The sequence below is a fragment of the Arcicella sp. GW822-FHT02H01 genome, assembly GCF_058802005.1.
In genome coordinates, this window is the sequence record NZ_JBXANT010000001.1 from 3,740,408 (window position 1) to 3,766,915 (window position 26,508).

Below are 26,508 nucleotides of genomic sequence, written 5' to 3' on the forward strand. Positions count from 1 at the left end.
TTTGTAAAACGGGTATGCAAAGAGACAAAATTCTCCCACATTGTAGCAATTTAACCTCACCTGTATAAAAAATTAACCTCAGATTTATCATAAAAAGGGATGGTATATAATTTTTATATTTTTTAGTACAACACAAAGATTAAATGTTAAAATCTTCTGATGTTTTACCAATAGAACCTAAAAGTTCGCAAAAAAAATTAATATTGTGTAGAATTCTCTACATAATTCCCCAAAATTACCTTAATTTGTGGCTTTTAATACACAGTTTATTTGAAGGCTCAATTTTTTTTAGATTGGTATATTTTTTTTGTTCAAAAAAAAATCAAGATACAATGAGAAATTCAGTAATTGCTTTAATGATTGTTTCGGTATTTTTTTCTTGTTCTAGAAGCGAGAAACAAGATATAGCCGATAAAGCTCAAGATGCTCAAGAGTCAGTCAAAGAAAAAACAGATAGTACTGTTGAGGGGTTGAAAGAAGAAGCTAAAGACGTGAGTAAGAATATTGAATCTGAAAAAGATGCTTTGGTTTCAAAGATTGACTATAGCAAAGAGCAAATCAATATCAAGCTTAAACAAGCTGACGAAGACATAAAACATGCTTCAGCGCAAGAAAAAGCTCGTATTGAAAAAAAGAAAAATGACTTGAAAAATTCACTTGATGAGTTAGATAAATCATTAGAAGAGTTAAAAAGTGAAAAGAAACGTGACTGGAAAGAATTTAAGAAAGATTTGAATAAGCAAATTGATAAAGTTCAAGAGAAAATTCAATAAGTCTTTCAGACTAGTCATCAAAGATATTTTGTCTTTTTCATAGTGGTTAGATTGTGATAAATGGGGAGTGGAACTCTACTCCCATATTTATATCAAAATACAAACCAGTATGAATAAGTTAAAAGTGGTTATAGCATAGTTAAACAGGGAGATTGTATGGATTTCCCTGTTTCTTGAAAACTTAGCATTAACTACTTTCAAAGATTATTAATTTAGTAATGGTTAGGTATTCGATAAAGGATAGGGAGAATCCTCCCTTTGCCTTTTTACTTAATCAATAAGTTTGTCGATAGGATTGAGATGTGAAGTTGGTTCGACTATTTTAAAGAGAAATCTATGATTAGATAACAATACTAATTAAGCAGTTAGGGTTTTTGGTTAAAGGAACAGCTTTTATGAGCTATTCCTTTTTTGTTTTATGGGTAAAAAGTTTTTTGAAATAGCTAACAACAATTCATTATTAATATTTATCTTACCTCATAATAGGAATAAAATTACCCTAAATCACATGATTTTACCTTGGTATAGTTTATGTAATGTTTAAATAGGAAATTTATAAACGCTAAAACTTATGAAAAATTTACTCGCCTTTAAAGCTCACTTATTGATTATTTCATTAATATCAATATCGTTCTCAATTCATGCACAAAAGACTGATACTGTTAAACGAACGGTAGTAGTAGAGGTCGATACCGTTTTAAAAGGAACAAAACCGAATGTTGTTACACAAGAAGAAATTCAACCACCAGTATTCTATAGAGGATTATTGGTCGTAGAAGGCGGTATTGTATATAAGGATAATTTATTGCCTGTATTGTTGGCCGGAGAATTCGGCTTAGCCCGAAACTTTGGTTTAGAAGCCAGAACATGGTATGGTAAAAATGGCATTTATGAAGATGGTTTTTTGGGAGTAGGTTTAAATTACCACTTTTCAGGAGAAGATAGCAAGCAGCCAAGTAAATTTGACCCTTATGTAGGTGGTCTCTACGGGAAAATTCTGGAAGCTTCTGGAACTGCCTTTTATGCACAAGCAGGAGGTAGATTGTTCCTCTTCAAAAGTTTAGGCGTGTTTGCCAACTTAAATGTTGGTATTGTTGGGAAGCGAGGAACAAATTTATCTTTTGGTCTTTCTTATAAAATACATTAATACGCTTTTTTTATTGAACTAAGGCTTGCGCTGATTCCATTGTGTACTTACACATTGAAATCAGTGCAAGCCTTTCTTTTTTGAGCTTGTTTCCCTTATAACAAGGATAAACTTTATATTTATAGTTAATATATTTACTTGCTTGAAAGTATCTGAGCAAACATTAACCTCTAGAACATATTCTGTGATAATAGTTGACTAATTTATAACTCATTCAATAAAAAGATGAATGTTAAAGAACATATTCAAGACGTTGAACGCCAATTGAGTCGTCGAGAGTTTCTATTCAAATCTGGTTTAGCCTTGGGTGCTACCGCTTTGGGTTCTATCATCAATCCTTTAGAGGCTTTGGCTGGCAATGGCACACCCCATTTCGCTCCAAAAGCCAAGCGAGTTATTTATTTATTCCAATCGGGTGCCCCTTCGCAACTAGAACTTTTTGATTATAAACCCAAGCTTAAACAAATGTTTGGGCAAGAATTACCCGCATCAGTACGTGGAGGACAACGATTGACAGGAATGTCATCCAGTCAGAAATCTTTTCCTTTGGCCATGGGCAAATTCCAGTTTGCTCAATATGGTAATTCACGTGCTTGGATGAGCGATTTATTGCCTTATCATCATCAGATAGCAGACGAGCTTACCTTTATAAAATCGATGCATACTGAGGCCATTAATCATGACCCTGCCGTAACCTTTTTCCAGACAGGTAATCAGCAAGCTGGGCGTCCGTCAATGGGTTCTTGGGTAAGTTATGGGCTAGGTTCTGATAATAAAAATTTACCCACTTTCTGTGTGTTGCTTTCGCGTTCTAATAATTACGACCAACCGCTGTATGCTAAATTATGGGGAAATGGCTTTTTACCTTCTGAACACCAAGGAGTAATGTTTCGAGCAGGTAAAGACCCTGTTTTATATTTAAACGACCCTGACGGTATGGACAGAACTTCAAGAAGAAGAATGTTGGATTATCTAGGGAAATTGCATCAAGAGCAGTTTAAGCAAGAACAAGATGCTGAAATTAATTCAAGGATTAGTCAGTATGAAATGGCTTATAGGATGCAAACGTCTGTACCCGAAACCTTGGATATTTCAAAAGAGCCCGACTATATCTATCAAATGTATGGTGAGGATGCACGCAAACCTGGTACGTTTGCTGCCAACTGTTTATTAGCTAGAAAGTTAGCAGAAAAAGATGTAAAATTCATTCAATTGTACCATCAAGGGTGGGACCATCATGGAGGCTTACCTGAAAATATCAAGAAAATTACTAAAGATGTTGACCAAGCTTCGGCAGCCTTGATTAAAGATTTAAAACAACGGGGAATGTTAGAAGATACCTTAGTAGTATGGGGAGGGGAATTTGGTAGAACGAATTATTCACAAGGAAAACTGACAGTAGATAATTATGGAAGAGACCACCATCCTAGATGTTTTACCATTTGGATGGCAGGAGCAGGGATTAAAAAAGGAATGACTTATGGCGAAACTGACGAGTTTGGATATAATATAGTTCGAGACTCCGTACATGTACACGATTTTCAAGCTACCCTACTACATTTAATGGGGATAGACCATGAGAAAATGGTCTTTAAACATCAAGGAAGGCGTTATCGACTAACAGATGTTGCAGGAAAAGTTGTTAAGCCGATTTTGGTTTAGAAGTATCCTATTTTCTAGATAAAATCGTAAGCTTATGTGCTAAAGTAGCCTAAAATCGTTTGTCTATATTTATATTTAAAATCTTTTGAAGCATTTCAGCGTTACTTATCAAAAACGCATTCAAAAAAAATATCAAATGTCTTATCTAAAAATTACTTTATTAGCTCTAATGGTTTTCTGTACAACTTTTTCTTGTAAAAAAGATGACCCTTTAGTTGTTAAAACCAAAACAGAATATATCACAAGCACAATCTGGCAAGTACAATCAGCCTCCGCTTCTGGCGGTTTAGTGGTTGTTTATACAAGAGACCAAGCTAATAATGGCTATGACTTATCTAAAGTAAGATTAAGTTTCAAAACTGACGGTAAAGTTACAGCCATTGATACTAATGGGAATACCTCAAGCAATGGTACTTGGAAATTCACTAATAATGAAACTGCCATCGAAGTTACAGATGTTAGCATTGCAGGAATCAGTTCTGGCACTTTAACCGTAATTCAACTTACTGATAAAAACTTCGACTTTAGCAGTAAAGCATCTTTCCCACAATTAGGTATTTCAAATGTTGACGCCACTGTAAAAATGACGCCAGCACCATAATTTATAAATCGCCTAATTGCGGACGCATTACAATTTCTTCTAAAACAGTTGTTGAAGGTAAACTATAGGCAGTCCAGATAACTGTTGCAATATCATCAGAAGCGATAAATCTTTCGGTGGGCAATTCAACACCAGCCCAAGAATTGGTAAAAGTTGCCCCCGGAAGAATGCTCGTGACCCTGATGGCATAAGGTTTTAACTCTTCTCTCAAAACCTTACTCATACCCAACATGGCAAATTTTGAAATACAGTATGAACCCCCATTAGTGTAGGCAACGATACTGGCTACCGAGCAAATATTGAAAATATAACCAGCTTTTTGGGTAATCATATCACCTACCAAAGCCCTTGTGAGGTTATAAGCACTGTAGAGATTGGTCTCAATCATGGTTTCTAAAGTACCTTCCTCTTCATTATGAATTTGTCCTGGTAAAAAATAGCCAGTATTATTTACCAATACATCAACGCGTGGGGTGGAAGATTTTACAAAATCAGCAAAAGCCAATACTTCTGCTTTTTTGGATAAATCAGCTTGGAAGAAAAGTACATTATCAGGTAAATCATCATCAGTACTTCTGGCACAAGTGATTACTAAAAAGCCTTCTTTTGCAAATTTTTCAACGATGGCTCTACCAATACCTTTTGTGCCACCTGTTACTACTATCGTTTTGTTCATTATCTTTGTCTATTATATCTTAACTTAAAGTCGTTTAATCTGTAAAAGGTTTAAATTCTTTTCTAATCCTAGAAGTATTCATACTTCAATAATCTCAGAAAGAATGTCAATAATAGGTAAATATTTTATTTTCTTAGGAAAACTGTTCTCGAACCGCGAAAAGTTCAAAGTATATACAAGGCTAACCGTAGATGAAGCCGTACAGATTGGAATTGGCTCATTATTAATTGTATCAATTGTTTCTTTCTTTTTAGGAGCTGTTACTTGTGTACAAACCGCTGCCAATTTAGACAACCCTTTTGTTCCACATTATATTATTAGTTTAATTGTTCGCGATTCAACCATTCTAGAATTTGCCCCAACCATCACAGGTATTGTATTGGCAGGGAAAGTAGGCTCCAACATCGCTGGTGAATTAGGAACGATGCGTATTACGGAACAGATTGATGCTTTAGAAGTAATGGGTATTAATTCTACCTCATATTTGGTACTACCCAAAGTAGTAGCTTCTATCATTGTTTTCCCGATGTTGGTTACTCTTGCCGCTTTCCTTTCTATATATGGCGGTTATTTGGCTGGCTGGTTAACAGGTGCAATCTCACCTCAGGAATATATTCAAGGTATTCAATTTGAATTTAATGCATTCAATGTTCCTTTTGCCTTGATTAAATCAGTTGTTTTCGCTTTCCTGATTGTTTCGATTTCTGCTTTTAAAGGATATTTTACAAGTGGAGGAGCTTTAGAAGTTGGTCAAGCCAGTACAGCAGCCGTTACCAACAGTTGTATCGCTGTATTGATTGCAGATTACTTATTGGCTCAATTACTTGTTACAGCTTAGTTTATCCCTCCACGTCCTAACGAGTTGCTTAATAATAATTCGTTAGGACGTCGGTAGTTAATTCTCTTCTACTGATAGCATATCTACCAATTTTACGGCTTCTATTGCTTCTTTAACATCATGCACTCGGAGGATATTAGCTCCTTTCATCAAAGCAATGGTATTCAGTACTGTAGTAGCATTCAATGCATCATTGGGTGATATATCCAGTTTGCGCCAAATCATTGATTTTCTGGAAACTCCCACAAGCATCGGACATTCCATCACTTCAAAGTCTCTCAGATGATTCAACAAAATATAGTTTTGATTGATGGTTTTTGCAAAACCAAAGCCTAAGTCTATAATAATATCCTTTTGCCCTAATTGGCGTAGGTGAAACACTTTTTGTTGTAAATCATCCAGTACATCCATCACCAAATCATCATAATCAGTCATTTGTTGCATCGTTTCTGGAGTACCCCTGCTGTGCATCAAAACATAGGGTACGTTTAAACTGGCGACAGTTTCAAACATTTTGTCATCTAACAAGCCTCCAGCGACGTCATTTACCATGATAGCGCCAGCTTCCACACATTTTAGTGCTACCTCAGATCTAAAAGTATCAATAGAAATCAATGCTTCTGGAAAATGCTTGATAATAATTTCCACTACAGGCAGTACTCTTGATAATTCCTCCTCTTCATCAACAGGCCTAGACCCCGGTCGGGTAGAATGTCCACCAATATCTAAAAAGGTAGCACCTGCTGAAAGCATCTTTTCAACTTGTATAAGTACTTTCGATAAGTCATCATAGCGACTATTAGCATAAAATGAATCAGGTGTAATATTTAATATACCCATGATTCTGGGAATAGATAAGTCGATAAGTTTACCCTTGCAATTGATATTCATACATTTTTATTAAACTATTTAAGGATATAAGTCACCAAAGATAAATAAAATTGTAAAGTCATTTTGTCTAGTACTGGTAAAGTACTCCAGATAAAATTTATCAAATACTAAATTTGGAGAGAATAGTAATTCAAAAAATATATTTTATCTTGCTATCCTTAAGAAATCTTACCATCATGAAACTAAAAATATTTACGGCTCTTTTTCTAGGAATTATTAATGTTACACTTGCTCAAACGAAAGTTAAAGCAATAAAAGCGGGTAGACTAATTGACGTAGTATCTGGAGAAGTCCTAAAAAATCAAATTATTCTGATTGATAGCAATATCATTGTGAACATTGGCGCAAACCTAACCATTCCTAAAAATGCTGAAATCATTGATTTGAGCAATGCTACTGTTTTACCAGGATTGATAGACTGTCATACGCATATTACTACTCAACCAAGTGGTGATTATTATGCAGATATTTTTAGAAAAACACCAATGGACTATGCCGTAACGGCTCATATTTTTACTAAAAGAACACTTGAGGCTGGTTTTACGGCTTGTAGAGATGTTGGTGCTGCCGCCTTTGTTGATGTCGCGGTCAGAAATGCTATTAATAATGGGGAGATAGTCGGACCAAGATTAAAAGTAGCCACCTTATTTATTGGTTCAACGGGCAGCCATGGAGATTTGAATGGTTTTTCTCCCTTTCTATCATGGCAATTTCCTAAACAAATGAGTGGCGTAGCCGATGGAGTGGATGAATTAAGAAAACAAGTACGATATAATGTTAAATACGGAGCAGATGTCATAAAATTCGGTGCTAGTGCGGGTGTTTTATCAGAAGAAGAAAGTGTGGGAGCACCTCAATTTACGCAAGAGGAAATGAATGCTATTGTAGATGAAGCAAAAATTTGGGGACGTAAGACTTGTGCGCATGCTCATGGCACGCAAGCCATCAAAATGGCTATTAAAGCTGGCGTAGCATCTGTCGAACATGGCAGTTTTATTGACGAAGAAGGAATTGAGCTTATGAAACAACATGGTACGTATTTGGTAGCTGATATTTACAATGACGACTATATCTTGAGCGAATATGGCAAACTGGGTTATCCTCAAAAAATTATTGAAAAAGAAAGATTGGTAGGCAGACTTCAACGTGAAAATTTTGAGAAAGCCGCTAAGGCAGGCGTAAAAATTGCTTTTGGGTCGGATGCTGGCGTGTACCCTCATGGGTGGAATGCCAAACAATTTTTTTATATGGTCAAATTTGGACTAAGCCCCCTTCAAGCTATTCAAGCAGCCACTATCAATGCGGCAGATTTGCTAGACTGGAAAGATAAAATTGGATCTATTGCAAAAGGAAAATTTGCAGATATCATTGCCGTAGAAGGCAACCCTTTGGAAAATGTAACAATTCTGGAAAAAGTGAAATTTGTGATGAAGGATGGAATTACTTATAAAAATGAATTAAAGAAGTAAAATACTTTATAAAAGGGTAATATATGTCATCTATACTAGTGCTTTTTACTCAAGTATTTGTATTTAAGTTGAAATAATACAAATTTTGTTGTAATATAGTACCAATTACAATAATTTAGCATATTACTTAAGAAAAGCGATAATTTATTTCTGTTATTTTTAGTTTTCAGCACAAGAATTCTTTTTAATCTGACAGGATTTCTGATAATTTAACATGCATAATCTCGATTACTTAATAAATGAAATATGCAAAAACCTGTCTGCGATTGGTATTATCATTGCATTAATAACCTTTCCTTATCTAAAAAGTAAAAATAAATCTAATATTTTCTTGTCGTTATATTTCCTTATTTCAGGTATTTATGCGCTATTGCATTATAATCTTTTGAATAATGGAAATCCTAAAATTGTTGCATTATTATATGCCACTACAGCTCCGTTAGTATATTTGTTCAGACCTGTTTCTTATATATATGTCAGATCTATGCTTACTAAGAAAATCGAATTTAAGAAATGGGATTATCTTTTAATACTACCCGCAGTACTCTATGTGTTTGATGTAATGCCTTATTTATTGACATCCTTCGATAATAAAATCAGATTAGCTTATCTGCTTATGGAGGATCAAAATAATATATTTAGATACCCCGTCACGTATTTTAGCACGCCTAAATTTCATTTTAATTTTAGACCTTTGTTTAGCTTGGCTGTTTCTTTTGCAGAATTAGCGATGCTTTATAAATATTTTAAAAATAACCCACAGCAAAAAATCGATTATCCTACCACCTATAATTGGCTTTGGACTTTTTCGTTAATTGGTGCTACCTTAACGCTAGCATTATCTGTAGTTTCTCTATCTATCAATACCCTTGACCATCACAGTAAGCTAACTTATGATGGAACGCTTGTATTTATGAATATTTCTAATTCCCTTTTCTTGTGTTTAAATATTTCAGTATTCTTATTCCCAAGAATGCTATATGGCTTATCTGCAGAACCAGAAACCAATACTTCTTTTACATTTAGACCAGAAATCATTGTAAATAACAAAGTAGAAGAGCAAATAAAACCATCATTTAAATTAGAAGAAGCTAGGGTATCAGAAATAGAGATAATGATTCAAGAGTATTTTATTCAAGAAAAACCTTATCTGGATGATAGCTTTACGATTAACAAGCTTTCGGAATCTTTAGATATTCCGATACACCACCTTAGCTATTACTTTAATTATCATCTGTTAAAAAAATTCTCAGACTTCAAGAACGAATGTAGAATAAATTATGCCATTCAGTTATTGAAAGAGGGTATTTTGAAAAAGTATACTATCGAGCAACTATACCATGAAGCAGGCTTTTCTACAAAAAGCAACTTCTATCGTGTATTTCGGTTACATACTGGTAAAACTCCTATTGAATTTCTGGAAGAAATTAATGCCTGAATTTCCTTCATTCCTACAAAGTAATTATAAATATTCATCCAAAAGTATTTATTTTACAGTCCCAACTGCTGACGTACCCTTCAAGACAAGTTATTTATTGAAATTAAATTGTGTTAAATTGCAATATTTTAATATACTTAAGACCTATTTCTTCTTTCTTGATTAAGAGATATATTCGATATTAAGTTAACAAATGTGTTATGCTAGAATATTTTAAATCTGAAATTATCAGAATTGTGTACGTTATCGGCATAATTGTGGGAGTATTCAGCTTTCCCTATTTAAAAAATAAAAACAAAGCAAATATCTTTTTATCCCTTCATTTCCTTTCAATGGGTATTTTTGCTTTGTATTATTTAAGTACTTTAAAGAATAAGAATGAATTTTTTGTTGCTTTGTTATATGGCATTATTATTCCATTATCATTGCTTGTTCGTCCGTTTGCTTACTGGTATGTAAAATTTATGCTTTTAAAAAAAATAAGTTTTACTAAATGGGATTTTCTGATAATCTTACCTGCACTTGTAAGTTTAATAGATACTTTCCCATCCATTATTGCTCCTATGGATGAAAAGCTTAAAATAGCAAAGCTTATTACCCAAGATATCAATAATATATTCGTATACGCACCAACTTACTTCTTTAACTTCCAATTTTATTTTGTTTTAAGGCCCATTTTTAATTTTACGATATGCCTTGCACAAATACATCTGCTCTATAAGTATTTTAAAGGGCATTCGCGTCAAAAAACTATTTTCCCTACCACTCTTCAGTGGCTATGGGTGTTTTCAATACTCAGCATTGTTTTAACAATTACATTAGTAACATTATCACTTTTAGTTACCCATAATTTTGACATTTCATTAAACGCTGGGTTGTTCATGAATGACTTAATGGACTACGCAATTTTCATCTATTTTTTATTAAATGTGTCAATATTCTTTTTCCCCAAAATTTTGTACGGAATTTCAGATGAGGGCGAAGAGTTTTTTATTGAAGACAAATTGGCGGAGGTTAAAATAGAGAAACCTAACAAACCTAACTTTAAATTAGAGGACGCACGTTTAGCTGAAATTAATATGATTATTGAAACCTACTTTTTACAAGATAAACCTTACCTAAACGATAACTTTACTATCATCGAATTATCAGAAACTTTAAACATTCCCATACACCATCTTAGTTATTACTTTAATTATCATCTTTTAAAAAAATTCTCAGATTATAAAAATGAGTGGAGGGTAAACTATGCCATCCAATTATTAAAAAATGGTATTCTTAAAAAGTATACAATTGATCAATTATACCACGAAGCGGGCTTTTCTACGAAGAGTAATTTTTATAGAGTGTTCAGGTTACACACAGGAAAAACGCCTATTGAATATATGGAAGAAATTAAAAACTAATCTTCAATCTCGAGCATTTTATGAGAAAGATAATAATTATACTACCCTCGGAAGATAAAATATATTTTTTCGGTAGTAGTATTATTTGTCTTTATTAGCTCAAAAAAGCATTAAAAAGTGCTTAAAAAACCTCAAATCTTCTCCAAAAAGCCAAAAATTGGTTCTTTTTTCTAAAATACTACTAAAATAGAACCCAAACGTTAACATATTGACGCTAGTTCTCTCAATATTTGTAACGGTATATTTACCCAATGTTAACTACTACTTCCTTTGCTTCCTTGCTTTACCCGAACTTAAAGAGAATTTAGCTAACCATTAATAAAATTGACCTAACATATTACTAACATACCCAACCCATAATTTTTTTCGATGCCTTTTGATTAATATTTTGAACAGATACATCTTTCCTTAATAATGATTTACTGTCTATGTTAAGCACTATAACCACTTTAGATATCGAAGCAGTTGAAATCCTTGCGGTTAATATTACTGAGGAACTTTTGAGAGGAAGAAATACTCTCAAGTCTGAAACTATGGCTTTAAAAGTAAGAATTAAGGTAAGAATGTTGAGAACAATTTCACATCAAAGGCTTACAATGAATCAGCAAAAGCTTAAAAAACACCTAAGAACACCTAGTTTTACGCCACATTAAACATTTGTTCATACAACTACTATACGAAACAAAAACAGTCCGTCTAAGAAAAAAAGCCCTCCGTTTTTTAAAACAGAGGGCTTGTTATTTTAAGACTAAATGATTCTAGTACGATTTAGCAAAAATCACTCTTTTAGTAGAAGGATTACCCGTCAGAATACATTTACCTTCCTCTTCCACGGCATCCAAAGGAATACAGCGAATAGTGGCTTTGGTTAGTTCTTTAATTTTCTCCTCTGTCTCAGAAGTACCATCCCAGTGTGCTGCAATAAACCCAGGGTTTTCTTCTAAAATTTTAGTGAATTCATCCCACGTATCAACCTTATGGGTATTTTCAGCCCTGAAAGTTAATGCTCTTTGATAAATGTTTACTTGAATATCTTCTAGCAAATTACTTACCGTTTCTACAATGTCAGCAATAGCGTAGGTCTTTTTCTCTTTAGTATCTCTACGAGCTACTTCTACTGTTCCGTTCGCTAAATCTCTTGCACCAATCGCTAGCCTTACAGGAACTCCTTTTAGTTCATATTCTGCAAATTTAAAGCCAGGCGACTGTTTATCAGAATGGTCAAACTTAACAGAAATGCCTTTTTTCTTCAATTCAGCTACAATTGGCAAAATCGTTTCAGAAATTAAATTCAATTGTTCTTCGCCTTTAAAAATAGGCACAATCACTACTTGAATAGGCGCTAATTTTGGAGGAAGTATCAACCCTTCGTCATCTGAATGAGCCATAATCAAAGCACCCATCAAACGAGTTGAAACGCCCCAAGAGGTACCCCAAACATAATCTTGTTTGTTTTCTTTAGACACAAACTTTACATCAAAAGCTTTGGCAAAGTTTTGTCCTAAAAAGTGTGATGTACCTGCCTGTAAAGCCTTGCCGTCTTGCATCATGGCTTCTATGCAATACGTGTCTTCTGCCCCTGCAAAACGCTCGTTAGCAGACTTTTTACCACGAATTACTGGCACAGCCATAAATTCTTCGGCAAAAGTGGCATAAACGTGTAGCATTTGCTCTGTTTCGGCTATTGCTTCTTCCTTCGTAGCATGAGCAGTATGCCCTTCTTGCCATAGGAACTCAGCCGTACGTAGAAACAAGCGTGTACGCATTTCCCAACGAACTACGTTTGCCCATTGGTTAATTAGTAAAGGTAAATCGCGATATGACTGAATCCAGTTTTTATAAGTACTCCAGATAATCGCCTCACTAGTAGGACGAACGATGAGTTCTTCCTCAAGTTTAGCTTCAGGGTCAACCATTAATTTTCCTGGCTTATCAGGATTATTTTTTAAACGATAATGCGTTACAACGGCACATTCTTTGGCAAATCCTTCTGCATTTTTCTCTTCGGCCTCAAACAAACTTTTTGGAACAAACAAGGGGAAATAAGCATTGGTATGACCAGTCTCTTTAAACATATCGTCTAAAGCACGTTGCATTTTTTCCCAGATAGAATAGCCATAAGGTTTTATTACCATGCAACCACGGACGGCAGAGTTTTCGGCTAAATCAGCCCTTTTCACGAGTTCGTTATACCACTCAGAATAATTTTCGCTACGTTTTGGTAGGCTTTTGCTCATTTCGTATAAATTGGTAATTAAAAAATAAAATAATTAATAATCATTATTTACGTTCTTTAGATAGGGGTAATGGTTTTATAAATTGTCTTACCTATAAATGGCAGACTTTATAAATTATAATCTCAGTATCAATATTTTATATTGCAACTTTCCAAGAAATAATTTTGTTAATGACGTGAATAACTTGTTGCAAAGATAAGTTTTTGTTGTAAGTTTGACACAAAAATTAAGCCGATTGTTTCTTGATTTTAATTTCTGGTCTGGTTTTCCAGTATTTAGCAATTAAATCATCTACCAAATCATTAACAAGAATCTTAAACGATACAAGAACATGAACACTCTAAAATCCATCAAACTCTTCTCAGCCATAGTGCTGGTAAGTGCCGTTTGGGGATGTAGCTCTCCAAAGCAAGTCGCCAAATCGTCTTCTTCTGGGGTCTATGATGATCTCTACGCTTCTGCTAGTGACGCTCGTCCTGCTTCATTACTTAGCCGAGAAAGTCTCTATGCTTCTCAAAATGAAGAAGAATATGCTACACGTAACCCAGAATATAGAGGAAACGATAATACTTCGCAAAGTACTGATGAATACTATTCACAGAACTGGATGAATTCTCGTAGCTATTATCAAAACCAAACACCATATAGCAATTACAATAACTACAACAGTTATGGTGTAAATAACTGGTATACAAACCCAGGTATTTCGTTTGGTCTTGGTTATGGATATAATACTTGGAGCCCATACGGTTATAGTCCATATTATTCTCCTTATGCCTACGATTCGTGGGGTAGTAGCCGTTGGGGATATGGTTCTTATTCTAGCTTTGCTTTTGGCTATAGTCCTTTTGGTTACAGTCCTTGGGGTTACAATTCATACGCCTACAGTCCATTTGGTTACAGCAGCTATTACGACCCTTGGGGATACAATTATTACGGTGGTAGAGGCTACTATGGCAATACTTATGTGTATAATAATTATGGCTATGGTTCGGTGGTTACTGGTGCGAATGGTGGTTACTCAAATGGCGGATATACAGCTCCTGTAAAACGTACTCGTGATAATTATTCACAGTCGGCTTATAACGGTAACTTCAATAACGGAAGTACAGCTACTGGTAGCCAAAGAGGTGCAAGAACAAATTCTAGCTACTCGAATGGTAGCGATGGATATTATTCTCGCCCACAAAGAGCAACTTCTGCTTATAGTACTAATGGCACTAATACTACTACTAATCGTAGCAGCACTACTAATAATAACGCTTGGAATTGGTCTAACAACAATTCGTCGACCAACAATAGCAGCAGAACAACTACAAGTTCATCGTGGGGTGGTTCATCTAGCGGTGGCTCAAGCAGTGGCGGTGGTGGCGGAGGATCTAGCTCAAGCGGCTCACGTGGTCCACGTTAAAAATATTCAAAATTTTAATATAAACAATAAGCCTCACAGAGAAGTACTTTGTGAGGCTTTTTAACGTTTTCTTGTAAAGATTCTTTAAAAACAAATGAGGGCATTTGGTGTTTTGAATGTCTTAGTCTAAATTACAAATTGCTTTGCTCACAGGCTAACAATGTTGTGTTTATTCAATAAACCCATAACATTATTTAAAATTTATTAGATATGAAAATTCCTATTCGTCTAATTTCTGCATTTTCGATATTATCAATTGTATCTGCAAATGCCCAAGACAATAACTTCGACGCTTTAGCAAAATTATTTAGCCAAACAGCTCCCACAGGATCAGCACGTTTTCAGGCCTTAGGAGGCACTCATGCAGCCCTAGGAGCAGACATTAGTTCGGCCATAGGTAATCCAGCGGGCTTAGGCTTTTATACGCGTTCAGAGTTCAATTTTACGCCAGCTTACCAAAGCACTTCAAACACTTCAAATTACATTAATGTAAATACTAAAGCGAACGAAACCAATTTCAATATTGCCAATATCGGTGTAGTATTTGGGGGTAGTCAGCCTCAGTATAAAGAGGGATGGCGAGGGTCGTGGTCAATTAATTACTCTCGACAAAATACTTTTTATAATAATATTCAGTTTGCTGGAAGAAACAATGTAAGCTCTATTGCAGATGCTTTTGCTAATCAGGTAAACAGAGAAGTGAGTGATTATAATTTAGGCTCGAGCGACTTTGTGAATGCTTTGTCTCAAGCTCCTAATTTTGATTTAACCAGACACCTTTATAACTGGTCGTTCTTAATTGGCCCAGTGACAGATGCTCAGGGTAATACAAGCTATCAGGTTACAGAACGTTCTCTACAATCGAACCAAAAATATTCTTTTGAATCGACAGGGCGTTCAAGCCAATGGACAATTGCTTATGGAGGTACTCCTAATGAAAAAACCTATATTGGATTTTCTTTAGGCATTCCAAGCTTTAGATACGAAACACGCTCGCAATACAACGAACAGTATATTGATAATACTGCTTTTAATGGAATGACTCAATCTAAATTTTATTCAACAAGCGGAAGCGGGATTAATTTGACATTTGGGGCAATCGTAAAGCCGAACGAAATGATTCGTTTTGGAGCATCAATTACAACGCCTACATGGTATGACATCGATGAGACATTGAGCTCTAGCTTACAAGCAAATGTAAACAGTGCGAATGCAGGTCAACCTAATGTTGGTATCGAATTGCCCAACGGAACTGATAATGCTACGGTGAGTACTGTTAATCGTTTGAAACAATTAGGATATGGAATTCTTGAAAAAAATGGTTCTCGGTATTTAACAGGAGTGCCTACGTTGAATACTACTCCGTTTAGTGATAATTACCAACTCAGAACTCCCCTAAAATTAAATATAGGAGCGGCGATTTTCTTTGCTAAAAAAGGTTTCATTTCTGCTGATGTAGAATACCTAGCTTATGGCGGTACAAAAATGAGTACTACTGCCAATGACCAGTACCTTGCTGATGATTTGAATTACTATACCCAAAAGGTACAAGGTGATTTAAAGAATGTGTTTAATGTAAAAGTAGGTGGAGAATACAGAGTAGGGTTGTTAAGTTTGAGAGCAGGGGTAAATTACCAACCTAACCCATATTCATTTAATTATGACCAAGGCTCTAATGCAGTCAATCGTTCTACGCTAATTTACTCATCAGGTATTGGCATTAGAACAGGTGATTTTTATGTCGATTTGACAGGACTTTATGCAAAAACGCAACAAGCTTATAGTCCATACGTATTAAATAATACAGCAGATTATAGCTCTGCCATTATTAGTAATAGTTATGTGAAGGGCGTAGTTAGCTTTGGTATTTTCTTCTAGGCTATCCACGTTACAAGCATACTTTTGAGGTTTGTCATAAAAAAAGCCAGTCGCTCAATGAGCAACTGGCTTTTTGTGTAACTAAGCATTCTTAAAATTTAACATTCAAACTTGCATTGAAAATGGTACCTAATTGACTGAATTGAGAGCCATCATAAGTAACATTTGAATAACGACCGTTGAAAGTAATCAAATTATATTGTTCATAATATTTAGCAGATGGTACATTGTTATTTACATCATAACGTGTTTTAGCACCTGTTTTAACATCTACAAAATCCCATTTAGGCATTATGTTCAAAATGTTGTTTACATTAAATGTAAAAGTAACTTTTGAAGAGAAAGGAACACTAACTGATAAATCTGACACTACTGCTGGCGTAAATTCAGTATCTGTATCAGCATCTAACCCATTTTGGTGGAAATGTGTTTTTCCGAACAACGTATTGTTTAAGTTGAAGCTTATTCCTTTGATTAAATAATCGAAGCCAAGAATCACTTTATATTTTGGACGAGATGAGAATAATAAAGCGTCTTGCGTTCTATCAAAAATAGATTTACCTGCATCAGCAATTACCTTAGGGTTATTGATAGAAGTGTATTCATTTACGAATGTATAGTTACCTGCTAAATTGATACCTAATTTACCCATTCCTAATTCAAGGTTTTTCTGAGAAACCACGAAATCAAGACCAGAAGTAGTAGTATTCAATGCGTTAGCAAAGAAACTTACCGCAACGATACCATTAGATGTCAAGATATTATCTAAAGCCGTATTCCCAGCTGGAGTACCTGAAATTTCAGAACCTAATACGATACGGTCTTTAACTTTAATGTTGTAATAGTCAAAAGTAACACTTAGGTTCTTTGTAGGATTTAAGCCTAAACCAAGCGTAAAGTTAGTCGATTTTTCAGGTGTTAATTTTGGTACTCCCAACGCAAAAGCTTGTGGACTTACGTTATTAACAACACCCTTTGTTTGAATACCTTGTCCTGGTACAAAACTAGCCTGAGCTTGTTGTTGATAGATTTGGTGCAATAATGGTGCACGGAAGCCCGTAGAATACGAACCACGCAATGTAATTTGATCGCTTATTTTATAACGTGAACTGATTTTGTAAACAGTAGCATCACCAAAATCGCTATAGTGTTCAGAACGTAACGTTCCGTTTACCAAGAATTTATCAGTGAAATCATAAGCTACGTCAATATATCCACCAAAGTTAAAACGGCTGTTTGAACCAGCATTGTTAGGCGTTGTTCCAGGGAATGAATCAGCACCCGTACCTACATAAGAAGAAGTATCACCTACAAAAACAGTGAATGTTTCAGCACGGAATTCTGAACCAAAAGAAAGGCTTAGTTTATCACTTACTTGTTTTGAAATATCAATGTTTCCAACGTTATGGCTAAACTCATATCCACCCGGTTTGAAATAAGTTGGAGAGTTCTTGCCTAAACTACGGTTTACTGTATTCGAAACAGTGTACAATTGTTTGTTACCACCCGTTGTAAAGCTTAAATCTGTTTTCCAGCCATTAGTTTCACTTTTAACCCCTATCGTAGCAGTATAGTCATTCAAATCTCCTTGGAAAGTAGGTACATAACCAAGATATGCTTGACCAGCAGGTGTTAATAGTCCGTTATCAGTAGGTCTCCAATAAGGCGTACGATAGTTGGCAAAGCTGTTTACTCTTTTATAAACATACGCAGCGGTATAATAAAACTCAGCTTTTTCACCTACTGAATATCCACCATTTACCAAGAATTTAGCTGCAGTATTTTCTGGCTGACCGTTGATGTTACCTGCATCTGGTTTAATGGCTAAGAAGCTCTTAACTTGTGCCAAAGGGGCATCAAAACCAAGACTTGCATCAGCTTCAGCATCAGCACTCACTACACCCGGACGATTAGCCAAAGTAGTACGGCTAAAATCAATGGTATAATTGATATATCCTTTTTCAAAATTAGAACCATTGTTTACCGCAAAGCCAATGTGTTTTCCATCTCCTTTACCAGTAACTCCCATCGTTAACGTAGCCGAGCCGTAATCAAATTTATCTTTTAAGATAATGTTCATTACACCCGCAATGGCATCTGAACCATATTGTGCAGAAGCTCCATCACGTAAAATCTCCACACGTTTAATCGCCTGTTGAGGAATGGCAGAGATGTCGGCACCAGATTCACCACGACCAGGCGAAGTCTGAATGTACATCAAAGCACTTGTGTTTTTACGTTTACCATTAATCAAGATTAAGGTACGGCTAGGACCCATGTTACGGATTTCGTAAGGGTCAAGCAATGACGTAGCATCGTTTACAGGAGTGTTCACTGTGTTGAAAGATGGCACACGATACTGAAGGGCTTTGTCGAATGATGTTTGGCCCGTAGACTTCAAATCAGCAGCAGAGAGGATATCAAGGGGTAGGGGCGTATCAGTCATCGTTCTTTTAGAGTTTCTACTACCAGTAGAGATGACAATTTCATCTAACTGATTAGTAGAAGCGACAAGAGCCACCTTTAAAACACCTGTACCCACGGGTACTTCCTGAGTTATGTAACCAATAAATGAAACCGTTAGCGTAGTTACAGAAGTAGGTACTTTTAATGTAAATTCTCCTGTACTAGTTGCAACCGTTCCAAGTTTAGTACCCTTTACTACGATAGAAGCTCCAGCTAGGGCTATACCATCTTTAGCATCTGTTACTTTACCAGTAATCGTTTTGTCTTGGGCATAGATTTGCCCCTTAAATCCAAGCACCGCAAGGATTACAAGCAGAAAAATTTTTTTCATGTGTTTTTTAGAAAAGATTAATATTAATTTGGTTATTTTAACAAAAAGTTAAATAACTATTTGCAATATAGCATAAAAAAAATATTATTGTGTATCACTTATTTTTAATTTATTTACGTCTAAAATGCAGAATAATTATTTTTCAAGGAAAAATATGACTAAAAAAAGAGTGAATGATTTTAATCAATTTTAACTTGCTAAAATCACCGATAAGGTGTTGATTAAATAGATTTTTATTCTAATTTTATGAATAGGTAAACGTCAAGAAAACGTTAATTTTTCTTTCTAAATTATCACATATTCATTTGTTGAGAAGCGAAATTGTTTTTAGAATTTCCCATTAACGTATTAAACCCAAATGTATGCTTAGCAGAGTAGCAAATTCTATCTATTGGATGAATCGGTACATCGAACGTGCCGATAATTATGCCCGTTTTATTTCGGTAAACTTCAATTTAGCACTTGACTTACCTCCTGACGTACCTGAACAGTGGGAGCCGCTGATTGTTGCTACGGCAGATAATTTTATCTTCCAGAAACACTATGATGCCCCAACTCGTGAAAATGTTTTGTATTTCATGGCTTTTGATGTAAAAAATCCAAACTCGATTTTGTCTTGTTTGCTTGAAGCCCGTGAGAACGCAAGAACTATTCGCGAGAGTATTTCTCGTGAAATGTGGGAGTATGTCAATCAAATTTATTGGACGGTAAAAGATGCCGCTGCCGAAAGTAAGTCGTGGGAGTTAGCAAGGTATCAAGGATTCTTGGAAAATATCAAAACTGGTAGCCAGTTGTTTTATGGAATTGTCGATTCTACTATTACCAGAGGCGAGGCTTGGCATTTTGGGCGTTTAGGCAGACTGATTGAGCGTGCTGATAAAACAACAAGATTTTTGGATGTAAAATATTTTACGCTTTTACCAGAAATTGGAGCCGTAGGTTCTCCGCTCGATTTAATGCTTTGGTCGTCTGTATTAAAATCTGTAAGTGCCTACAATATGTTTCGTCAGCAATATCAGGTAATGAACCCCTCGGCTATTGTTGATTTCTTATTGCTTGATAAAAAATTCCCACGTTCAGTAATGCACTGTATTCGTCAGGCTGAATTATCATTATATGAAATATCTGGAACAGCCATTACGGCGTCTTATTCAAACCAAGCCGAGAAAGCCCTGAGTAAGTTACGTTCGGAAGTAGAGTTCACCGAAATCAAAGATATATTTGACACAGGTTTACATCAGTATCTTGATGAATTTCAACAAAAAAATAATGCAGTAGGTAAAGCAATCTTTCAAACCTATTTTGATTTAAAACCAGTAATCAACGAAGAAATTACCCTAAATATGGTACAACAATAAGTAGTTTTTTTACTTTTGTATGTTAGTTATTTTTACTTATAACTATATAACCACTTTTTACAAAAAGGCTGGAATCATTGGTTTCATATATAACTGATTTTGTACGATTAAACCCGCAATTTAACAATTGCCTGTTTTAGTATAAAAACACTTGATTGAGCCAGTGATTCGAATAAATTATCGACTGTGCAAATGACATATTGTTTAGGGATTAAAGTGCGTGGCGGTTTAGTAGCTATTGCAGATACTAGAATTACTGCTGGAACGGAGGTTTACTCCAACAAAAAGGTATCTATCCACGAAGTAGGTAACCATTCTCTTTTTATAATGACAGCTGGATTAAGATCAATCCGTGATAAATCTGTGATTTATTTTAATAGACTCACCGAAGAAAAAGGCTGTAAGTTTGATTATATGTTTGAAGCTGTAAATGCTTTTGGAGATATGATTAGGAAAGTTGCTGAAGAAGATAAAGCAATGTTGAAATCAGAAGGGTATAATTTCAATTTACATTCAATCGTGGGGGGACAAATGCCTCATGATGACGAACATAAATTGTTTTTGATTTTTCCAGAAGGCAATTGGATAGAAATTAACGAAGGGTTGAAATACCAAATCATTGGTAATTCAAATTACGGAAAACCATTGTTAAACCGTACTTTATCTTATGAAACATCCTTGGAAGATGCCCTTAAACTAGGTTTTCTGTCATTTGATGCTACCCAAGTAAGTGCCAGTGATGTTGATTACCCAATTGATGTAATCGTTTATCAAAAAGATAGTTTCAATGTAATTGAACATAGACTAACGAAAGATGATATGAGCGATGTGACCAAAAAATGGAATGCATTGTTGAAAGAATCTGTTGATAATTTGCCTAATGAATGGCTACAAAATATTTTAGAAAAAAGCTGTGAAGTTTAATAGATAATTCGAGGCTTGGTATTATTCAGCAATATCAAGCCTTGTAATTTATCCAATTTCCAAGCTAATCTTCATGTATTCTCCTTCCCTTATAACCTTGGGTTACTCCTAATCCATAGGTTTTTCTAAATCCATCTTTCATTAATTTTCGAATATGAGTATATTTTTAACTAAATATTACTAAAACTCGACATACTGTAAGGATGATGAGTTATAAATTTCAATTCTTTTCATTAACAACAAAATGCAAGAGTATATTTATTTAAACGGACAGATTGTTCCCGCAGAAAAGGCAAATATTCATGTAACTGATCTTGGATTGCTAAGAGGGTATGGTATTTTTGATTTTTTTCGGTCAATTGATGGAAAACCTATTTTTATTGAAGACCATCTGGATAGGTTCGAAAACTCTGCAAGAATGATGGGGTTAACTATCCCAGCTTCTCGTGAAGAACTCAAAAAAATCATTTTAGAGATTATTAATCTACATCCGCGAGCATTGTTAGGTGTAAAGATGGTGATGACTGGCGGTTATTCTCTTGATGGATATACGCCTGCTGAGCAATCAAACTTAATCGTAATGGGCAAACCCTTCGAGTTTAAGCCCGCTGATGTGGGGATGAAACTGATGAGTGTTGAATACAGAAGAGAAATTCCTGAAATAAAAACGCTGAATTATATTGTACCGATTAGGGCATTATCCAAAATGAAAGAGAACGGTGCCGACGATGTGTTGTATCATCAAAACGGGTTGATTTCAGAGTCGTCCAGAAGTAATATTTTTATCATTAAAAACGAAAAAATCATTACTCCCGTAGACGGAGCATTGTTTGGTGTGACCAGAAAGCATATTCTTAATTTTGCTAAAAGATATTTTGTTGTGGAGGAAAGAGACCTCACTACCCAAGAATATTGGGATGCGGACGAAGTTTTTACGACTGGAAGCACAAAAAGAATTGTAGCCATTACCCAAACCGATAACAAAGTATTTAGTGAAGGCAAAGTGGGGAAAATCACGAAGAAACTTCAAGATTTGTTTTTAGAACATGAAAAGAATTTTGGATAAAGAAAAAGGCCATTGTCATCGTGACAATGGCCTTTTTGTTATTTATTCGTATTCCTCTTTTTTTCTAATTCTTGTTGTTTCTTTTCTCTGCTAGCCAAAGCTTTTAACTTCTTTTCCATCTCGATAGGAAATCCTAGTAAGTCCCTTAAAACAACAGAAGCACACACCCCTCCGAAGGCAGCTGGCATATAAGAAATAGTACCATAGGCAGATTTTTTAAAGTTTGAGCCATCAGTCAACATCAATGATTCTTCCATCATTTTTTCTGTAGAATAAACTGCCTTTATTCCCGACCGAATGCCAAGTTTACGCAAACGCTTACGGATAAGGGAAGCCAGATAACATTCACGGGTATCAAATAAATCGGCTGTCCGAATTTTTGTAGGGTCAACTTTACCGCCAGCTCCCATAGAACTTACGATGCGTAAATTTTTGTGATGAGCCGTTGTTAATAAAGTTAATTTCGGAGTGATAGAATCGATACAGTCCATCACGTAATCAAAGTGATTATTGGTTAGTATTTCTTCTACAGCTTCTGGTGAAAGAAACTCACGGATACTTGTCAACTTCAATTCGGGGTTAATTGCCAATAAGCGTTCTTCCATTAAGTCAGCTTTGGGCTGTCCATGCGTTGTTGAAAGAGCAGGCAATTGCCTGTTTCTATTAGACGGGTCTACCACATCACCATCTACGATTGTCATCGTTCCTACGCCCGAACGGGCTATAAATTCCGCGGCAAAAGAACCAACGCCACCAAGTCCAACAACTAATACATGGGCATTCTGTAGCTTCTGAATACCTTCGTCGCCTATTAATAATTTGGTTCTGCCAAGCCAAGCTAAATCACTCATTGTTCAAGAATTATGCTCATAAACTACGTTGTTATGAGTCTGTAAAAGGGTATTTTCCCCAAGTTGACAAAATTACAGAACTATCATTAATTTTTCAGATAAGTAAAGAAATCCTTGATAGAATTGTAGAAAAAAATTCACAGTTCTAAGGATATGTGTAGAATTTGTATAAGAAATTCACGCACTTTATAAATATTTAACTGGCATATAAATTTATATATGAAGACTATATCACTAATAATTTCCAAAACTTGTTCAACTATTAACCAACATGGGAAGCCAGAATAATATTGTAGAGAATGAAAAAATTCTTGTTGACGGAATGGGCGCAATCATTCACGAAAATGGAGTGTTTTTTAGAGTATGGGCACCGAATGCTCAAGAAGTAAGTGTTTTTGGCTCATTTAATGACTGGGATTCATCGGAATTCCCACTTGAACATGAAGGAAATGGCTATTGGGGCGGTAATGTCTTTGGTGCAAAAGCCGGAGATGAATATAAATTCTTTTTGAAAACTCCTTCTGGAGATTTACAAAGAAACGACCCTTATGCTCGTAAACTAACTAATTCCATAGGGAATTCAATAATATATGACCAAAATAATTTTGACTGGGAAGAAGATGATTTTCAAATGCCAACTTGGAATAAGCTGGTTATCTATGAACTGCATGTGGGTACTTACCATGTAAAAGCCAAAGGTAAAGTTGGTGATTTCTATAGCTTAATTGAAAAACTTGATTACCTACAACAGCTAGGAATCAATGCGATAGAAGTAATGCCTCCTTTTGAGTTTCCTGGAGATTTTTCATGGGGTTATAACCCTTCTTATCCATTTGCTATCGAATCAAGCTATGGTGGGCCAGATGCCTTCAAGGCATTTGTTAAAGCTGCTCACGAACGTGGTATAGCCGTGATTTTAGATGTAGTCTATAATCATTTCGGACCAACAGATATGGATATGTGGCAGTTTGATGGCTGGCAAGAAAATGGACTAGGTGGCATTTATTTCTACAACGACTGGCGTTCGGCTACTCCTTGGGGAGATACTCGTCCAGATTATGGCAGACCAGAAGTACGCCAATATATTCGTGACAATGCAATTATGTGGCTTGAGGAATTCAGGGTAGATGGACTCAGAATGGATATGACGCCTTATATCAGAAGTGTAAAAGCTAATGAAGATTTAGGTACTACTATTCAAGAAGGCTTAAGTTTAATCAGGAGAATTAATGCAGAAGTTGCAGAAAAATTCCCTTGGAAAATTGTCATTGCAGAAGATTTACACGGATTAGATTCCATCACCGACCATTTAGGCAACGAATGTGGTTTAGGCTTTGGAAGTCAATGGGATGCCAATTTTGTACATCCAATCAGGAAAATTTTAATTACGCAAGAAGACGAACACCGTAGTATAGAAAGTGTCTGTATCGCGCTGTTAAATAAATATTCAGGAGATACTTTTAAAAGAGTAGTCTATACAGAGTCACATGACGAGGTAGCTAATGGTCAGGCAAGAGTGGCGGAAGAAATAGCCTTTGATAATGTTAATAATTGGTATTCAAAGAAAAGAGCCTCATTAGGCATTGCGTTGGTAATGACAGCAGGAGGAATCCCAATGGTATTTCAAGGACAAGAACTATTAGAAGATAAGTGGTTTTCGGACACTGACCCTATTGATTGGAGCAGAGCCGAGAAGTTTAAAACTTACACCAGTTTACACCGTGATTTAATTAAACTACGCCTTAATTATGACGATAATACAGAAGGCTTAACAGGGCAGAATACTCAGATTATTAAAACTGATGAAACCCATAAAATTATTGTATTTCAGCGTTGGAGCAAGGGTGGACCTGGTGATAATACCGTTGTTGTGCTTAATTTTTCTAATAAGTCTTATGAAGATTTTTCAATAGGCTTTCCACAGCAAGGAATATGGAAATTGAGGTTTAACAGCGATTGGGAGGGCTATGATAAAGGTTTTGATAACTTTGATTCTAGCAGTATTAGTACAGAGCAAGGTGAATATGACGGAATGCAACATCATGCATCTATTTCTATTGCACCATACACAGCATTGATTTTTTCTCAGGATAAGATGAATTACTAGCGGTGGGCAGAGGGTATATATTCACAAGGAATGTCACGGCATTCCTTGTGTTGTTTTAAAAAGAATGATATTTTTCCGTAAAAAAACATTAATATTTTACTTATCTCGAAAAAAAAATCATTTATAATTGACAACACTGTTTATATAAACAATATACCTGAGTATTTTAGAGTTCCATAGACAAAAAGTAGTTAAAAACATTAATTTCAAATGTATCTCATGAAAAAAATAAGCATTATTACATTGATAATGAGTTTTCTTGTTATCAATTCTTTTGCACAATCACCCGATTCTATCTTCAATAAATTTTATGAAAGTACCGGTGGTTTGCCACTTTGGAAGAAAGTAAAGACTTATACATTAAAACAATCGTTTGTTGCCAATGCAGCAACTGATTATGACATGGAAGTGAAGGCATCATTACCAGATAATTCTATGCTAAAAACAAAAACTATTATGAAACGTAGTTTTATTTATGGTACAGGTACATCAGATGCTTTTTTGAAAATCCCGACAGGAAGTCGTGATAAGGCCATTATTTATGATGTAAAAGACTTGAGTGCAAAAGAACAGTCTAATATGAAGAGAGAAGTAGGCGATTTCTTATTACCATTCTTGAATTATGAAGAAAAAGGATATATCGCTACGTATGTAGGTTTAGAAGTAATCGGAGCCCAAAGATTACACCATATTGAGTTGAAGGGCAAAGAAATCAAGCACGATTTGTATTTTGATAATATCACAAATTTTCTTACTAAGGCTAAATATAAATTGCCTACTGGTGAAGAAATTACACAAGATTATAACGTTTATACAACATCTGATTTTGGATTAAAATATCCATCAGCAGGTACTTATTACAGTAGTATTGATAAAAAAGTGGTTAAGTTGACGAATGTCTTCATTTTTAACCCAGTTTTTGAAGCCAATACTTTTAAACGCTAAACAATTAAACAGTAAATATCAATCCAATTGAAC

At 35.2% G+C, this 26,508-nt stretch carries 20 protein-coding genes; 15 read left to right on the forward strand and 5 right to left on the reverse strand.

Features of this window, described 5'->3' with window-relative positions; genetic code table 11:
* Positions 1-332: 332 nt before the first annotated feature.
* The 4 genes from AC1RNE_RS15665 (at position 333) to AC1RNE_RS15680 (ending at position 4,183) form a co-directional block, all read left to right on the forward strand.
* Positions 333-773 carry a hypothetical protein gene (locus AC1RNE_RS15665; RefSeq protein ID WP_492802064.1) on the forward strand — a complete coding sequence of 147 codons (441 nt, stop codon included), beginning with the start codon at positions 333-335 and terminating at the stop codon, positions 771-773.
* 571 nt (positions 774-1,344) lie between these two features.
* Complete coding sequence (locus AC1RNE_RS15670) at positions 1,345-1,920, forward strand: hypothetical protein (protein ID WP_492802066.1); 576 nt, start codon at positions 1,345-1,347, stop codon at positions 1,918-1,920.
* Positions 1,921-2,145: 225 nt separating this feature from the next.
* Entirely contained in the window at positions 2,146-3,582 is a 1,437-nt protein-coding gene (locus AC1RNE_RS15675; RefSeq protein ID WP_492802068.1) for a DUF1501 domain-containing protein, read from the forward strand.
* 136 nt (positions 3,583-3,718) lie between these two features.
* Positions 3,719-4,183 (forward strand): hypothetical protein, encoded by a 465-nt coding sequence (locus AC1RNE_RS15680; protein WP_492802069.1) that lies wholly within the window; start codon positions 3,719-3,721, stop codon positions 4,181-4,183.
* A 1-nt stretch (position 4,184) separates the two neighbouring features.
* Here the strand turns inward: AC1RNE_RS15680 and AC1RNE_RS15685 are convergent, their stop codons facing one another.
* Positions 4,185-4,859 (reverse strand): SDR family oxidoreductase, encoded by a 675-nt coding sequence (locus tag AC1RNE_RS15685; RefSeq protein WP_492802070.1) that lies wholly within the window; start codon positions 4,857-4,859, stop codon positions 4,185-4,187.
* 103 nt (positions 4,860-4,962) lie between these two features.
* On the opposite strand from AC1RNE_RS15685, the gene AC1RNE_RS15690 reads away from it, so the two are divergent.
* Positions 4,963-5,697 (forward strand): MlaE family ABC transporter permease, encoded by a 735-nt coding sequence (locus tag AC1RNE_RS15690; RefSeq protein ID WP_309912564.1) that lies wholly within the window; start codon positions 4,963-4,965, stop codon positions 5,695-5,697.
* A gap of 57 nt (positions 5,698-5,754) precedes the next feature.
* On the opposite strand, the gene folP is transcribed toward AC1RNE_RS15690, so the two are convergent.
* A complete protein-coding gene (gene folP, locus AC1RNE_RS15695) occupies positions 5,755-6,588 on the reverse strand; it encodes a dihydropteroate synthase (RefSeq protein ID WP_492802072.1) in 834 nt (277 codons plus the stop codon).
* A 176-nt stretch (positions 6,589-6,764) separates the two neighbouring features.
* Between folP and AC1RNE_RS15700 the strand changes: the two genes are divergently transcribed.
* From AC1RNE_RS15700 to AC1RNE_RS15710, 3 genes are all read left to right on the forward strand, one after another.
* The gene (locus AC1RNE_RS15700; RefSeq protein ID WP_492802073.1) at positions 6,765-8,057 is read left to right on the forward strand and encodes a Xaa-Pro dipeptidase; all 1,293 of its coding nucleotides are present in this window, start codon (positions 6,765-6,767) and stop codon (positions 8,055-8,057) included.
* 214 nt (positions 8,058-8,271) lie between these two features.
* Positions 8,272-9,495, forward strand: coding sequence for a helix-turn-helix domain-containing protein (locus tag AC1RNE_RS15705; protein ID WP_492802075.1), 1,224 nt, complete (start codon positions 8,272-8,274; stop codon positions 9,493-9,495).
* 332 nt (positions 9,496-9,827) lie between these two features.
* Complete coding sequence (locus tag AC1RNE_RS15710) at positions 9,828-10,901, forward strand: helix-turn-helix domain-containing protein (RefSeq protein ID WP_492802077.1); 1,074 nt, start codon at positions 9,828-9,830, stop codon at positions 10,899-10,901.
* A gap of 758 nt (positions 10,902-11,659) precedes the next feature.
* Here the strand turns inward: AC1RNE_RS15710 and proS are convergent.
* Positions 11,660-13,138 carry a proline--tRNA ligase gene (proS, locus tag AC1RNE_RS15715; protein ID WP_492802079.1) on the reverse strand — a complete coding sequence of 493 codons (1,479 nt, stop codon included), beginning with the start codon at positions 13,136-13,138 and terminating at the stop codon, positions 11,660-11,662.
* A gap of 331 nt (positions 13,139-13,469) precedes the next feature.
* Between proS and AC1RNE_RS15720 the strand changes: the two genes are divergently transcribed.
* Entirely contained in the window at positions 13,470-14,549 is a 1,080-nt protein-coding gene (locus AC1RNE_RS15720) for a hypothetical protein (protein WP_492802080.1), read from the forward strand.
* Between the two features lie 210 nt (positions 14,550-14,759).
* The gene (locus tag AC1RNE_RS15725) at positions 14,760-16,427 is read left to right on the forward strand and encodes a hypothetical protein (RefSeq protein WP_492802082.1); all 1,668 of its coding nucleotides are present in this window, start codon (positions 14,760-14,762) and stop codon (positions 16,425-16,427) included.
* Between the two features lie 91 nt (positions 16,428-16,518).
* On the opposite strand, the gene AC1RNE_RS15730 is transcribed toward AC1RNE_RS15725, so the two are convergent.
* The gene (locus AC1RNE_RS15730; RefSeq protein ID WP_492802084.1) at positions 16,519-19,224 is read right to left on the reverse strand and encodes a TonB-dependent receptor; all 2,706 of its coding nucleotides are present in this window, start codon (positions 19,222-19,224) and stop codon (positions 16,519-16,521) included.
* Positions 19,225-19,586: 362 nt separating this feature from the next.
* Here AC1RNE_RS15730 and AC1RNE_RS15735 point away from each other — a divergent pair, with 362 nt between their 5' ends.
* The 3 genes from AC1RNE_RS15735 to AC1RNE_RS15745 all read left to right on the forward strand — a co-directional run bounded on the left by AC1RNE_RS15735 (position 19,587) and on the right by AC1RNE_RS15745 (position 22,572).
* Positions 19,587-20,582, forward strand: a complete 996-nt coding sequence (locus AC1RNE_RS15735; protein ID WP_492802086.1) for an alpha-E domain-containing protein — start codon at positions 19,587-19,589, stop codon at positions 20,580-20,582.
* 192 nt (positions 20,583-20,774) lie between these two features.
* Positions 20,775-21,506 carry a proteasome-type protease gene (locus tag AC1RNE_RS15740; protein ID WP_492802088.1) on the forward strand — a complete coding sequence of 244 codons (732 nt, stop codon included), beginning with the start codon at positions 20,775-20,777 and terminating at the stop codon, positions 21,504-21,506.
* Between the two features lie 244 nt (positions 21,507-21,750).
* A complete protein-coding gene (locus tag AC1RNE_RS15745; RefSeq protein WP_492802090.1) occupies positions 21,751-22,572 on the forward strand; it encodes an aminotransferase class IV in 822 nt (273 codons plus the stop codon).
* 38 nt (positions 22,573-22,610) lie between these two features.
* On the opposite strand, the gene AC1RNE_RS15750 is transcribed toward AC1RNE_RS15745, so the two are convergent.
* On the reverse strand, positions 22,611-23,423 hold the full coding sequence (locus tag AC1RNE_RS15750) for a tRNA threonylcarbamoyladenosine dehydratase (RefSeq protein ID WP_492802092.1): 813 nt from the start codon (positions 23,421-23,423) through the stop codon (positions 22,611-22,613).
* Between the two features lie 271 nt (positions 23,424-23,694).
* Between AC1RNE_RS15750 and AC1RNE_RS15755 the strand changes: the two genes are divergently transcribed.
* Positions 23,695-25,530 (forward strand): alpha-amylase family glycosyl hydrolase, encoded by a 1,836-nt coding sequence (locus AC1RNE_RS15755; protein WP_492802094.1) that lies wholly within the window; start codon positions 23,695-23,697, stop codon positions 25,528-25,530.
* 219 nt (positions 25,531-25,749) lie between these two features.
* Positions 25,750-26,475 (forward strand): hypothetical protein, encoded by a 726-nt coding sequence (locus AC1RNE_RS15760; RefSeq protein WP_492802095.1) that lies wholly within the window; start codon positions 25,750-25,752, stop codon positions 26,473-26,475.
* The last annotated feature ends 33 nt before the right edge of the window (positions 26,476-26,508 follow it).

Bases quoted from the DNA above. Each gene is read 5' to 3' on its own strand.
- AC1RNE_RS15705 (WP_492802075.1), top strand. From the start codon at position 8,272: ATGCATAATCTCGATTACTTAATAAATGAAATATGCAAAAACCTGTCT.
- AC1RNE_RS15760 (WP_492802095.1), top strand. From the start codon at position 25,750: ATGAAAAAAATAAGCATTATTACATTGATAATGAGTTTTCTTGTTATC.
- AC1RNE_RS15745 (WP_492802090.1), top strand. From the start codon at position 21,751: ATGCAAGAGTATATTTATTTAAACGGACAGATTGTTCCCGCAGAAAAG.
- folP (WP_492802072.1), bottom strand. From the start codon at position 6,588: ATGAATATCAATTGCAAGGGTAAACTTATCGACTTATCTATTCCCAGA.
- AC1RNE_RS15685 (WP_492802070.1), bottom strand. From the start codon at position 4,859: ATGAACAAAACGATAGTAGTAACAGGTGGCACAAAAGGTATTGGTAGA.
- AC1RNE_RS15690 (WP_309912564.1), top strand. From the start codon at position 4,963: ATGTCAATAATAGGTAAATATTTTATTTTCTTAGGAAAACTGTTCTCG.
- AC1RNE_RS15750 (WP_492802092.1), bottom strand. From the start codon at position 23,423: ATGAGTGATTTAGCTTGGCTTGGCAGAACCAAATTATTAATAGGCGAC.
- AC1RNE_RS15740 (WP_492802088.1), top strand. From the start codon at position 20,775: ATGACATATTGTTTAGGGATTAAAGTGCGTGGCGGTTTAGTAGCTATT.
- proS (WP_492802079.1), bottom strand. From the start codon at position 13,138: ATGAGCAAAAGCCTACCAAAACGTAGCGAAAATTATTCTGAGTGGTAT.
- AC1RNE_RS15680 (WP_492802069.1), top strand. From the start codon at position 3,719: ATGTCTTATCTAAAAATTACTTTATTAGCTCTAATGGTTTTCTGTACA.
- AC1RNE_RS15670 (WP_492802066.1), top strand. From the start codon at position 1,345: ATGAAAAATTTACTCGCCTTTAAAGCTCACTTATTGATTATTTCATTA.
- AC1RNE_RS15675 (WP_492802068.1), top strand. From the start codon at position 2,146: ATGAATGTTAAAGAACATATTCAAGACGTTGAACGCCAATTGAGTCGT.
- AC1RNE_RS15710 (WP_492802077.1), top strand. From the start codon at position 9,828: ATGGGTATTTTTGCTTTGTATTATTTAAGTACTTTAAAGAATAAGAAT.
- AC1RNE_RS15665 (WP_492802064.1), top strand. From the start codon at position 333: ATGAGAAATTCAGTAATTGCTTTAATGATTGTTTCGGTATTTTTTTCT.
- AC1RNE_RS15700 (WP_492802073.1), top strand. From the start codon at position 6,765: ATGAAACTAAAAATATTTACGGCTCTTTTTCTAGGAATTATTAATGTT.
- AC1RNE_RS15735 (WP_492802086.1), top strand. From the start codon at position 19,587: ATGCTTAGCAGAGTAGCAAATTCTATCTATTGGATGAATCGGTACATC.
- AC1RNE_RS15730 (WP_492802084.1), bottom strand. From the start codon at position 19,224: ATGAAAAAAATTTTTCTGCTTGTAATCCTTGCGGTGCTTGGATTTAAG.
- AC1RNE_RS15755 (WP_492802094.1), top strand. From the start codon at position 23,695: ATGGGAAGCCAGAATAATATTGTAGAGAATGAAAAAATTCTTGTTGAC.
- AC1RNE_RS15725 (WP_492802082.1), top strand. From the start codon at position 14,760: ATGAAAATTCCTATTCGTCTAATTTCTGCATTTTCGATATTATCAATT.
- AC1RNE_RS15720 (WP_492802080.1), top strand. From the start codon at position 13,470: ATGAACACTCTAAAATCCATCAAACTCTTCTCAGCCATAGTGCTGGTA.